Here is a 12098-nt window from a genome sequence, read left to right on the forward strand (position 1 = left end):
TGTCATATTGCTCATGTGCCGAGCAAAAATATAAAAACCGTTTATAGTATTATCACAATGGTGGGCGCGTACCAATGCAGAAAGACGAATTGATACAACTTCATACTTTTTTATATCAGATACGAACACAACTTGAACAACTTTGTGAAAATAACAATGGTGGATGTAAACCATCATCATATGAAAAACTTGAGATTACACCCTACCAGATCCACAAATCAAAACGAGAGCATAAACTTGCGGTTTTTACACTAAGTAAAGACATCGCGTCAATATTATCAAATAATACTCATGATCCAAGTCTTGAAAAAATCGCAAATCGTCTGGACCAGATGATGCTTCGTTTTATGACTGATAAAGAGAAATCAACGATGATTAATCCGTAACGGTAAAATCATTAAATATGCATCTTCATGGTTTTGATAAAAATTTTTTAAGGTACCTTGAATGATAAAGCCATGCTTTGTATAAAATCGAATAGCTGGAGTATTACTCGTTCGAACTTCAAGTTCAATGATGTTAATCTGATATAGTTCCATAGTTTCAACAAAATGGTAAAGCAATAACGACCCGATTTTTTTTCGTCGTTGGGAAGAAACAACAGCAAGCATGAGAATCCGAGCAGTCGTATGACTCGTTTTAACCCCAATGAGAAAACCAACAAGACCACCCTGATCTTCAGCAACTAGGAAACCCTGAGGAAATTGTTCATAAAAATGATTAAAAATAGCAGGATTATAGCGCTCTGGTAAATTCTCAGATGCTAGTCTAACTACCGTGACGATGTCTTCTGCGCAAACACGACGTATCAAAACCACAAAAGATACAGATACGCATCTGTTTTAAAGCATTAGCGGTATCTTTAAAAATAGTACATCAATAAAGGATGCAGCCAGAGGTGTTTCTTATCGTTATTGACGATATTATGATAACAAAAACAATCTTCAAACGTTTTTCAAAAGAATTTCAGGATTGTTTTGATGTTGATGTGGCGATTGCAGGTGCCGGCCCAGCAGGATTAACTGCAGCAAACTATCTTGCCAGTGCTGGAAAAAAAGTTGTTTTGTTTGAACGAAAATTATCTATCGGTGGTGGCATGTGGGGCGGCGGGATGACATTTCCAGTCATTGTCGTACAAAAAGAGTCGACATCTATTTTGACCAAAGCTCATATCAAATTTCATGACGAAGGAAATGGGTATTTCAGTGCTGATTCTATTGAAGCAGTTACCAAGTTATGTGCAACTGCAATTGACGCAGGTACACGGATTTTTACTGCAATTTCAGTTGAAGATGTGTTACTCCAAGGAAAAAAAGTCAATGGTTTTGTCATCAATTGGACTGCAGTTGAAATGGCAGGGCTTCATGTAGATCCTCTCACCATCAAAGCAAAGTATTGTATCGATGCCACCGGTCATGCTGCTGAGATATGTCGTATCGTTCGGCAAAAAGTCGGACCGTTAAATACACCCAGCGGTGATCTTGAAAAAGAACGATCTATGTGTGCTGAGATCGGCGAAAAAACCGTCGTTGAAAATACTAAAGAGGTGTATCCTGGTCTCATTGTTGCAGGTATGGGAGCAAATGCCGTATATGGTGCTCCCCGCATGGGTCCTATTTTTGGTGGTATGTTGCTTTCTGGGAAAAAAGCAGCTGAGATAATTTTAAAACAAATACAGTAAACAAAGAACATCAAAAAAAACGATGAAGGGGCTTCTTGAAAAGGGGATACTAGGAAGGTGGGATGGGAATCAATAGTGCTTTCAATAAGCAATGGAAAAATTTTGATGATTTTGAAAATCCTTCCTAGCTGGAGGTCTCATTACGAATACGACTTATGAATGTTGCTTGTAGTTAGATATGTAGTTAGGTATTCACCAAATGAACTACAAGATAAACCACTCTTTCTTATATCTGCTCCGATTACGAGAGATATTGGGAAAATAGGTAGATAAGAAGTACGACAATGGGTACGCATACGATTGTCGTCCAGGTTACAACGTGTGCAGTTGTTTTTTTATCTATGCCGTAGGGTACAAGAAACATATTTGTACTCGTCACCGGAAGAAATGAATTGATGAGAATCACAGAAAGCCATGCTCCAGAGATGATGTTCAAGATATACAGCGGGACAAAGATACATGCGATGATGCATGGTGTGATGACAACGGTTAAAAGAAATATCTTTCGAACCCAAATCATGTGCTCCCCGGAATCTGTGCTCTGGATTTTACCGAGTAATTTTTTTAGTTGATTGCGGGTGAGTTCAGAGGGATGAATCCCTGCTCCAACATAGTAGAGAGCTGCAGGTATTGTAATTGCAGTATACAACTGAAGATAGAGTCCTGCATCGCCTAAATTTTTTGTTGTAAGTCCTGTTGTTTGGTGGAGGAGTATTGCTAGGACGACAAAGCTCAGAAGATACCAGGGGTAGAGTTTCAGAAACCAGGGCAACGCTTTAATCGTTTTTAACTGCTGTTGTTGTTGATCCTGATGATGTTCACGTTTGTACCAGTTCGATAAGATATACGGGATAACTGCAAATAAGCCAATACCAACGAGTGCCATGTTAATTGCTGCTGGAACACTCCATTCGGAGATAGCAAGCATCGCTCCACCGATAAATGCTGAGCTTCGACCTTGATTGGTAAGCACGGTTTTTAAAAAAAGAGTTCGTGATGGCTCGTTAAGTTTTAATCGAGATGCAGTATATCGCGCATAGAGAAACGCAAGAACATACATAAAAATAAGAATACCTGCAACGATCCCAGTAAATGCGAGTTGTTGTGTTGTAAAAGGTGTGTTTAAAAAAATTCGAAACAGCAATATAGGAACGAAAAAATACAATAAAATGAGACCTACTTTTTTCATAATTGCGTCGATTCTTTCACGTGACGATATTTTTGCAAAAAGGATTGTTAGGAGAAAACCAATGAGAATCCATGGTAAGGTCCACAGCCCGGTTATTTTGTCGAGTACAGCTACAATAATTTCCTGCATAGTTTTTTCATCATCCTTTTTATGCCCAAAATGTTCTCTTTTTACACTCTTTCAATGACTCGTTTTGCTTTTCCGGTACTTCGAGGAATTGTTTTTGGTGCGATAGTCTTTACAGGAACATGGAGATTTAAAATTCTATAAATCTCCTGCTCAGCTTTCTTTTCTAAATCATCAAGATGCCCTTCACGATATCGTTCTTCAGTTGGTTCAATTTCAACGCTCAATGAATAGATATCGCCAGTTCGTGTCTTAACGATTTGATAATTATCACTCACTCCCGGAACCTGCATGAGTGCTGCTTCGATTTGTGAAGGAAAGACAATAACTCCTTTGATTTTCATCATGTCATCACTTCGCCCTTTGATTCGAGATTGTATCGGTAACGTCCGACCACAGTCGCATTCTTCTTCAGTAATTAACGCAAGGTCGCGTGTTCGAAATCGTAGTGCTGGAAATGCTTCTTTGGTTAATGTGGTAAAGACAAGTTCTCCTTCTTCATTTAAATCAAGTGTCTCACCAGTATTTGGATCAATAATCTCCGGGAGAAAATGATCAGCATTAATGTGCAGTTTTTTACAGGAACATTCGGAGACAACACCAGGACCGATAAGTTCCGTTAAGCCATAGTGTTCATGAGCTGTAATATTCCATCTTTTTTCGATGTTTTTCCGCATTTCATCACTCCATGCTTCAGCGCCAAAAAGACCCAGTCGAAGTTTAAAATCTGTTGCAGGATCAAGACCTTTTTCACTTGCAACTTCAGCGATATGAAGCGAGTACGATGGTGTACATGCAAGTGCTGTTGAGCCGAAATCCCGCATAACATCAATTTGCCGTTCGGTGTTTCCTGAACTAATGGTAATAACCATAGCTCCAATCTTTTGTGCACCTTTTTCAAAACCATGCGCACCTGTAAATAAACCATATCCATAGGCATTTTGCATAACATCCTTTTTTCGTAGCCCATTTGCATAGAGTGAACGCGCCATAACTTCAGCCCAAAGTTCAACATCATTCCTTGTATAGGGTCCTACAACTGGTTTTCCTGTTGTACCTGACGAGGCATGCACTTCAATGATATCATCAAGCGGTGTACAGACAAGACCAAATGGATAATAATTACGAAGATCTTGTTTTGTAAGAAATGGTATTTTTTCGATGTCTTGGAGCGTTTTAATATCAGAGGGTTTGACTTTGTGTTCATCGAATTTCTTTTTATAATAGATGTTTGTCGTATACACTCTTTTTACCAACGTTTTTAATCGTTGTAGTTGAAGTTGGTGCAGATCTTTGCTTGAGATTGCTTCGTTTTTTGGATCCCACATTGGCTCAGCCATACGTTTCTATCCTCCGGAAGAGTTAAGCATGAATATTATCATCACATATAATAGTTATGAAAAAGCATGATTTTTTAAACAGAAAAGAATATCTCCCTAAAAAAGTAAGGTCAAGAAAAGGCGATATCTATGAACGTAGTCGTGTGCGGCGCTGGTATGATGGGACGTGCAATTGCGTACGATCTCATTCACAAAACGTCCTGCAAATCACTTACTCTTGTCGATATTGATAGGAAAAATCTTTCAACAGCTCAAAAATTTTTTTCCCACACTGACGTTCACTGTCAGAAAGTTGACGTTTCTGATGTATCAAAGATGAAAAACATATTTAAGAAAGCAGATATCGCTATCTCCGCAGTTCCGTATTATCTCAATTATCGGTTGACAAAACTTGCATTACAAACACGATGTCACTTTGTTGATCTTGGCGGTAATAACGATGTTGTCATGAAACAGAGAACGCTGAATGACCAAGCCAAAAAACAAGATGTAACTGTTATTCCTGATTGTGGTCTCGCTCCAGGATTAGTATCGATAATTACCCGTGACATCGTAGATGAACTAGATCGTGTTGACCGGGTTCATCTCAGGGTCGGTGGTCTTCCTGTTTCGCCCCAACCTCCTTTGAACTACCAGATTGTATTTTCACCGTATGGACTCATTAATGAATATTATGAAGATGCATTAATTCTAGATCATGGGGTTATTAGAAAAAAACCATCACTTTCTGAACTTGAAAATATCATGTTTCCAGCACCTTTTGGAAAGATGGAAGCCTTTCTGACGAGTGGAGGATGTTCAACACTCCCCTATACCTTTCAGGATAGAATTGGATATCTCGACTATAAAACAATCCGGTATCCTGGTCATTGTGAACAGATGCAAACGCTTTTTCACCTTGGATTTGCTGATCCGAAAAAACAAAAAATCGCAGGATGTATGATCGCACCACGAGAAGTTCTCGTAACACTCCTGCAACAACATGTCCCGACACAGGGCAAAGACGTCGTACTGCTCTACGTCTTAGGAAACGGAGAAAAACAAGGAAAAAACATAACGATGACGTATACAATGATTGATTACGCTGATGAGACTACAGAATTTAGTGCCATGATGCGGACCACTGGTTTTCCTGCCGCAATAACCGCTCAGATGATCATGGAAGGAATGATCTCTGAACGTGGGGTTTTTTGTTCAGAAGAAAACATTCCGTCAAAACCATTTTTTTCGCTCCTTGCAGAACGCGGACTACATCTTGAAAAAAAACTGATATAGGATGACTTTCATCATGAATGCAGGGAAAATATTTTTAGCAGGAAAAGAAAAAGCAGTACAAGATCTTGCTAAAGCAACAGATGCTTGCGAAGTTGACGACGAAATTCTTTCACTAGTAACATTAATTAATCAATCTGATTCATACTACACGTCGAGTAGTTGTGCTGGTCGAATACTAATAATTGAACTCCCAAAACTTGGTGATAAACGAAACGCTGTTTTTCTTGGACGATGGCATCACCCTATAACCACTGATGAAATAAAAAATGCATTGAAAAATCAACAGAGGGCAATGGTATGGCTTCTTGCCCAAGCACCGATCATTCATGTCACTTGTCGTTCTCTAGAAACCGCAGAAAAACTTGTGAAATGCGCAAATAGTTGCGGTTTTAAAAATTCCTCAATTCGAAGTGTTTCGAAAAGAATCGTTGTTGAACTAGCAAGTACTGAACGATTAGACACCCCACTTTGTTATCAGGGAAATATTTTATATTCAGAAGAACAACTTGAGCTAGTAGTTGAAATTGCAAATCAAATTATTTATCGAGCTAGAGAGAAGATTAATCGCTTGGAAAAAAAAATACGAGATTTATAATAAAATCATTTTTATTGGAAACAGTAAAAAACGACAAAAAATTTATATATTAATGAAGATATTCGAACTTTGGGGAAAAAACTTATGAAGGTTTCAAGAAGAAAGATTATAGGCATGTTTATGTGTATGCTGATGCTAGCCACAATACCGATGGTTGCAGCTGTTGAAATAAAAACAACAACTCCTCCTGAAGAGGGAACAACTGATATTGGATCAACGTTTATCAGAGGTATTATAACTAGACCGCGACTTGTAAACGGTGGACATCATATCCAGTTTAGAGCAATTTATGTCCATTATCGAACCAGAAGTATCGGCGAAACACAATATGGTACCCTCCGATTGTTCCAGAAATTAGTTTTAAACAACGATTTTATTGGTTTTGTCGGCAAACACTATGTATTTGCCAGATTTGATGGAAAACTAGATGTTTAAACATTAAAAAGTGCAAACAAGCACTTTTTTCTTCTCATTTTTCTTTTTTGAACAATCTTCCATGATTTTGTTTGACCATGCCTTGGATCGGCGGACAAAATATCTTCTGTCACTCCTTTTTCTTCCTAAATTGTGAGTTGAGAAAGGGTTTATGCTGTTTACAACATCTGGCAATCCAATAAGCTCATGGAGAAGAGTTTTTTGTTTATTATGATTATTGTATTTTATCAGCAATTGCTTGAGCTACTTCCAGAGTAGTATTCTTCCCACCCATATCATAGGTTCGATATTTTCCTTCTAGAATAACATCAGCAACTGCTTGCTCAACTTTCTTGGCATGTTTTTTTTCACCAAGCCACTCAAGCATTAATTTCACCGATAGAATCATAGCAATTGGATTTACCTTATACTGTCCAGCATATTTTGGTGCAGAACCATGGGTAGGTTCAAACACTGCATACTCATCTCCGATGTTGCCACTTGAAGCAAAACCAAGTCCTCCAACAAGCTGTGCTGCAAGGTCAGAGATAATATCTCCAAACATATTTGATGCAACCAATACATCGTAGTCATGTGGATTTTTGATAAGCCACATACAGATTGCGTCAATGTTAGCCTCTTTAAATTCAATCGAAGGATACTCTTGTGCGATTTTCCGAGCTTCCTCAAGAATCAAACCACTTGTCTGTCGTAAAACATTAGGTTTTTCTACAAGAGTAACCGACTTTCGTTTGTTTTTCTGTGCATATTCAAAAGCCTGACGGACAATATTCTGTGATGCTTTTTTTGTATTAATTCTACAGGAGATCGCAATATCTTCAAGCGGGATATGTTCAAACTTTTTCATATTTTTGTTGATCATTAATGCATCAAAAACAGATTTTGGAACCGGCCGAAATTCAACGCCTGCATAAAGATCCTCGGTGTTTTCACGAAAAACGACAAGATCAATACCATCTTTATAATTTAAGGGGTTTCCTGCATATGCTTTGCACGGTCGTAGATTTGTATGCAAGTTAAATTCTTGTCGAAGACGAACAATTGGACTGGTATAGGTCAAACCCTTATTTTGTAACGACGGATGCAACTCCTTTTGTGCATCAGAAGCAGGTTTCGACGTAATAGCACCAAATAAACAACAATCGGTTTCTCGTAAAAGTTGTAAGGTTCGATCAGGAAGCGCATTACCTTCTTTTTTCCAGAATTCCCAACCGATGTCACCAAGGAGATATTCAGCATTCAAATCTATTGCGTCAAGGACTAACCGGGCTGCGTCTATAACATCTTTTCCAACACCGTCCCCCGGCAGAACTGCGATATGATACTTTGACATAAAGGGATAAATATTTTGTAGTTTTTAAAGGTTATTTTCGTCTCAGTTCACCAAGAGTTGTTACACGTTCAGCAAACGCATTATGCTTATGAATTGATTCAAAGCTTTCGCTCCGAGCGATAACGAGAACATCATCAGGAAGATCACCATAGCGTTTGAGAACATAAGACAAAATATCTCGTACAACATCTTCCACAAATTTTGGTCGCTCATGAGCATAAACAACCAACTCCGCTTCCTCTTTTCTTTTCAAAATGCTATATGTCGGTGAACTAAATGATTGTTCAACAATCTTTATCAAATCATCGGCATCAACAGTACCTACATTCTGAGGCACTTGCATAATTAATGTACCAAGATTGCGTTGATTATGAGTTGGCGCAATTTTTTTTGTATTGTTTTTATGAATTTTTTGTACAACCTCCATGGCACACGGGCATGCCGTCATACCAATAACTTTAACCCCAATAAGTTTCGTGAGTTCACCAGTGTTCCGCACCTGCGCTTCGGCAACTAGTTTATATGGTTCAGCACCAGTTTTACCATTAGGATACATCACATCAAGGAAATAATCTGCCTCTGCTCGAATTTCAGCATAGGTAGCATAACCATGTTTTTCAAGAAGTCGTTGCGCTATGGTTGCACAAAACGTTTCAAGATCAGAAACCGGCTGTTTGATGTTTTGATCAATAATCTCTGCAACGATTTCGAGATTTCGAGACATATGGCTACCTTTTTGTGTGGCAGGAAGATCAACAAAAAGATCCATGGTTACCGTCAAAGGCAACGTTGTTTTCTTATTTGGTCTCTGGATATGAACGAGTTTTTTAACGCCAGTAACACCAACTCGAGTAAGTTTAAACTGAGATGTGGTTAATCTGGATTGAACATCAGGTAAATCGACCGGTTGCATAGGGAACACCTTTTATGCGTCAATAAAAAAGGTAGTCTAAATAGATTGCTCTGTAACTCAGTTTTTGCCAAAAAGTAAAATAAACCCTTAATTATTGTGGTGGTGCCATTTTATGCCGCTGTAGCATAGCCTGGTTGCGCGATTCCTTGGTAAGGAATAGGTCGAGGGTTCAAATCCCTCCAGCGGCTTCCGAAACATTGGCTCCGCTGTTGTATATCCTTGAAACAATAATGTTTGACTCAACAACAGTATTTAAAGAGAGACTCTTAGGATCTAATAGCAGTAATCTATCATTAATTTAATGTAGTATTTGGTATTTTAATTTTTTTTGATCAAATGCTTTTTTTATGGTTTTTATTTGTTCTTCACCTAATGTTTGTAAAGTAATAGAAATTTTTACATAACCAACTGGTACCGATGTTGTACCTCTATTATGAGAAATCGATTGAACATTTGCACCAAGATTCGCTAATACCGTAAGAATATCTCTGAGAAATTTTGGTTTATCATTGACAATAATTGATATTTTAACTAAAAGTTTATTTTTCATCATTCCCTGTTCAATAATTTGCGTAAGAAGGGACAAATTGATATTTCCCCCGCTTATTAATGCAACGATGTTTTTTCCAGGAAATGACACTTTTTTACTAAGAATTGCAGCAAGTGACGTTGCTCCAGCTGGTTCAACAACCAATTTTGCTCTCTGCAACAATAAATAAAGAGCATCAGCAATTTCTTCATCAGTAACTGTTACAACCTTATCAACATACTTTTTTGCTAATTCAAATGTAATATCACCTGGTGTTTTCACTGCTATCCCATCAGCAATTGTATCCATTCTTTTAAGATGGTCGATTTTGTTTTTTGCTAAAGATTGTTTCATCGACTGAGCACCTTCAGCCTCGACACCAATAATTTTTACGTTGTCCCTCAACGATTTTAACGCTACAGCAATACCAGATATTAACCCTCCACCACCAACAGGGATAACCGTTGCATCAATTTTTTGTAGATCCTCAGCAACTTCTATTCCTATGGTACCTTGTCCTGCGATGACATATTCATCATTAAAGGCAGGGATTAATACCTTGTTATTTTTTGTTGCATATTCTTTTGCAACCTCATAAGCATCATCATAGGTCTTCCCCTCAAGAACGACGTTAGCTCCATATGATTTTGTAGCAAGAATCTTTGTTGGTGGAGTATAAATCGGCATGAAAACAGTGCTTTTCACATGTAAGAGAGCAGAAGCGTAGGCTACACCCTGTGCATGATTCCCCGCTGAAGCACATACCACGCCTCTCTTTTTTTCTTTTTCCGTTAAATGATAAATTTTGTTATATGCTCCTCGTATTTTAAAAGATCCTGTTGTTTGGAGGTTTTCAAGCTTAAGATACACATTTTCTTTTGTTAATTGCGAAAAAGTTTTTGATTTTTCAAGAGGCGTATGTCGTACTATCGGTTTAAGAATTTCATATGCATCTGATATCTCTTCTAACGTCAACATATAATGATACTCCTACAGGAGTAGATGCAAAAATTCTTTTATGCTCATCCCTTCATATAAACCCATTTTTTTCGCATTTTCTGATACTTCAACGATCGTCGAATTAAGTGCATCTTCAAAATTCTTAACTCCAGTTATTTTTCCAGCGATATCACCAAGTTTATCCGCCGTGCACATATCAAGATAACCACACATTACATATCCCTTTTTAGCTTGTAAAATGATCAGTGGTGCATTGTTGAGCTTAATTAAAAATCCAAGCACCTCTCCAGTTCCTATGCTAATTTTCTTTGTTCTCATATTTTCATCACATCACCTATCATCTATGAATCAAGCTATAGTTGTTACTTTAGATAGAACGTATTTTTTCTTGATCTAAAGTTCCAACGTGACATTGACATTATTAATTATTTTTATCAAGAATTATCGTTTGAGTTGGAAATGCAAATTCAATACCTTCTTTTTCAAAAGCAGCTTTGATTCCCATATTTATTTTATGCTGTGTATCCATATACTTGACATAATCTGAGGTGTTAACAAAGTACACAATTTCAAAATTCAAACTATACGGTCCATATTCTTTAAAATGGATTCGATCAACAGTAGTCAATTCACATTGTAAAATAATGTTTCTTATGATATCAGGTATTTTTTCTAATTTTGATAATGGCGTATCATACGTTACACCGATAGAAAAGAGTACACGACGTCTTTGTAATTTTTTAAAATTTCGGATACTTTTATCAAGAATCGTTCGATTTGACATAACTAGCTCTTCACCCTGAAGGAGCTGAATACGAGTTGATTTCATACTAATGTGGGTAACCGTTCCTGCGTATTCACCTACAATGATGAAATCACCGATTTCGAAAGGATGATCAAAATAGATTGAAAACGCACTAAAAGCATCGCCCAGCACACTTTGTAACGCAAAAGCAATAGCAATGCCACCAACGCCAAGACCAACAACCGCTCCAGATAAATCAATTTTCCCAACATACAGGATCGTAAGAAATGCAAAGATGTACACAAGTGCGTGGAGAAATTTACGGAATACTACTAATATATTAACACTAACTGGTTTGTCGGCAGTTTTCGATTTCCGTTCAACATACCATGCAAGAAGAACATTAATAACACGGGTAATAATATATGCGATAAGGAATATTTCAGCAGCAAGAAAAATAAAAGTAGTATACGTCAAATAAACGTCGAGCACAGTGAGCTGATCCACTGCAGTCCATGAACCTATGAGGATAACCAGAAAATAGACGGGGCGTTTCACATTTTTGATGATTTCATCATCGAGTGTCGTTTTTGTTTTTTTCGCCCATCGTGAAAAATAATGTTCAAAGACATGATATACAATCCAACCAAAAACCAATGCAATTGCAAACAGAAGAAACGCTGCAAAACCTTGGCCAACAACAGGATCTACAATAATATTGTTTTCTCTAAAAATTTGATTGATTTGTTCACCAAGATTCACTGTCACATTCATTAAAATCAAACACCATATAGGGTATTGTGGTTTTTTAATTTTTAGTTTTTGATTTTGAAAATTCAATCGATGCATGCGACATTGGGACAGAATTAATCCGGGCGTATTCTTGTGATAAAAATATTGTGAAAGAATGCGGTAGAAAATAATGCTATTTCTCGTCGATCTTCTCGTTTCTGTCTCACCAGACCGCCAAAACGTCT

14 protein-coding genes and 1 tRNA gene are annotated in these 12098 nt (G+C 37.6%); 6 read left to right on the forward strand and 9 right to left on the reverse strand.

From position 1 onward, the window contains the following. Positions 1-74 precede the first annotated feature (74 nt). Positions 75-386, forward strand: a complete 312-nt coding sequence (locus QXL17_04730) for a UPF0058 family protein (GenBank protein MEM4258439.1) — start codon at positions 75-77, stop codon at positions 384-386. Here the strand turns inward: QXL17_04730 and rimI are convergent. Next, the gene (gene rimI / locus QXL17_04735) at positions 366-818 is read right to left on the reverse strand and encodes a ribosomal protein S18-alanine N-acetyltransferase (GenBank protein ID MEM4258440.1); all 453 of its coding nucleotides are present in this window, start codon (positions 816-818) and stop codon (positions 366-368) included. The two genes, QXL17_04730 and rimI, sit on opposite strands and share 21 nt — an antisense overlap. 89 nt (positions 819-907) lie before the next feature. On the opposite strand from rimI, the gene QXL17_04740 reads away from it, so the two are divergent. Then, complete coding sequence (locus tag QXL17_04740; protein MEM4258441.1) at positions 908-1681, forward strand: sulfide-dependent adenosine diphosphate thiazole synthase; 774 nt, start codon at positions 908-910, stop codon at positions 1679-1681. Positions 1682-1922: 241 nt separating this feature from the next. Here QXL17_04740 and QXL17_04745 read toward each other — a convergent pair whose 3' ends face one another. Both QXL17_04745 and QXL17_04750 read right to left on the reverse strand, forming a co-directional pair. Next, entirely contained in the window at positions 1923-2999 is a 1077-nt protein-coding gene (locus QXL17_04745; GenBank protein ID MEM4258442.1) for a hypothetical protein, read from the reverse strand. Between the two features lie 41 nt (positions 3000-3040). Next, the gene (locus tag QXL17_04750) at positions 3041-4336 is read right to left on the reverse strand and encodes a phenylacetate--CoA ligase (protein MEM4258443.1); all 1296 of its coding nucleotides are present in this window, start codon (positions 4334-4336) and stop codon (positions 3041-3043) included. 129 nt (positions 4337-4465) lie between these two features. Between QXL17_04750 and QXL17_04755 the strand changes: the two genes are divergently transcribed. From QXL17_04755 to QXL17_04765, 3 genes are all read left to right on the forward strand, one after another. After that, positions 4466-5611 carry a saccharopine dehydrogenase C-terminal domain-containing protein gene (locus QXL17_04755; GenBank protein ID MEM4258444.1) on the forward strand — a complete coding sequence of 382 codons (1146 nt, stop codon included), beginning with the start codon at positions 4466-4468 and terminating at the stop codon, positions 5609-5611. A gap of 13 nt (positions 5612-5624) precedes the next feature. Next, on the forward strand, positions 5625-6206 hold the full coding sequence (locus QXL17_04760) for a hypothetical protein (protein MEM4258445.1): 582 nt from the start codon (positions 5625-5627) through the stop codon (positions 6204-6206). Between the two features lie 126 nt (positions 6207-6332). Then, the gene (locus tag QXL17_04765; GenBank protein MEM4258446.1) at positions 6333-6641 is read left to right on the forward strand and encodes a hypothetical protein; all 309 of its coding nucleotides are present in this window, start codon (positions 6333-6335) and stop codon (positions 6639-6641) included. Between the two features lie 214 nt (positions 6642-6855). On the opposite strand, the gene QXL17_04770 is transcribed toward QXL17_04765, so the two are convergent. Both QXL17_04770 and mptA read right to left on the reverse strand, forming a co-directional pair. Next, positions 6856-7974, reverse strand: a complete 1119-nt coding sequence (locus tag QXL17_04770; protein MEM4258447.1) for an isocitrate/isopropylmalate dehydrogenase family protein — start codon at positions 7972-7974, stop codon at positions 6856-6858. 31 nt (positions 7975-8005) lie between these two features. Next, on the reverse strand, positions 8006-8887 hold the full coding sequence (gene mptA / locus QXL17_04775) for a GTP cyclohydrolase MptA (GenBank protein ID MEM4258448.1): 882 nt from the start codon (positions 8885-8887) through the stop codon (positions 8006-8008). Positions 8888-9001: 114 nt separating this feature from the next. On the opposite strand from mptA, the gene QXL17_04780 reads away from it, so the two are divergent. Continuing rightward, positions 9002-9075: transfer RNA gene (locus QXL17_04780), tRNA-Thr, on the forward strand. Between the two features lie 110 nt (positions 9076-9185). Here the strand turns inward: QXL17_04780 and ilvA are convergent. The 4 genes from ilvA to QXL17_04800 form a co-directional block, all read right to left on the reverse strand. Further along, positions 9186-10394 (reverse strand): threonine ammonia-lyase, encoded by a 1209-nt coding sequence (ilvA, locus tag QXL17_04785; GenBank protein ID MEM4258449.1) that lies wholly within the window; start codon positions 10392-10394, stop codon positions 9186-9188. 12 nt (positions 10395-10406) lie between these two features. Further along, positions 10407-10694, reverse strand: a complete 288-nt coding sequence (locus tag QXL17_04790; GenBank protein MEM4258450.1) for a DUF1805 domain-containing protein — start codon at positions 10692-10694, stop codon at positions 10407-10409. A gap of 103 nt (positions 10695-10797) precedes the next feature. Beyond that, positions 10798-11895, reverse strand: coding sequence for a mechanosensitive ion channel family protein (locus QXL17_04795; protein ID MEM4258451.1), 1098 nt, complete (start codon positions 11893-11895; stop codon positions 10798-10800). Between the two features lie 92 nt (positions 11896-11987). Next, the coding region (locus QXL17_04800; protein MEM4258452.1) for an ISNCY family transposase at positions 11988-12098 on the reverse strand (111 nt) is incomplete at its 5' end.

It is taken from the genome of Candidatus Thermoplasmatota archaeon (assembly GCA_038884455.1).
Taxonomy (GTDB): Archaea; Thermoplasmatota; E2; order DHVEG-1; family DHVEG-1; genus JAWABU01.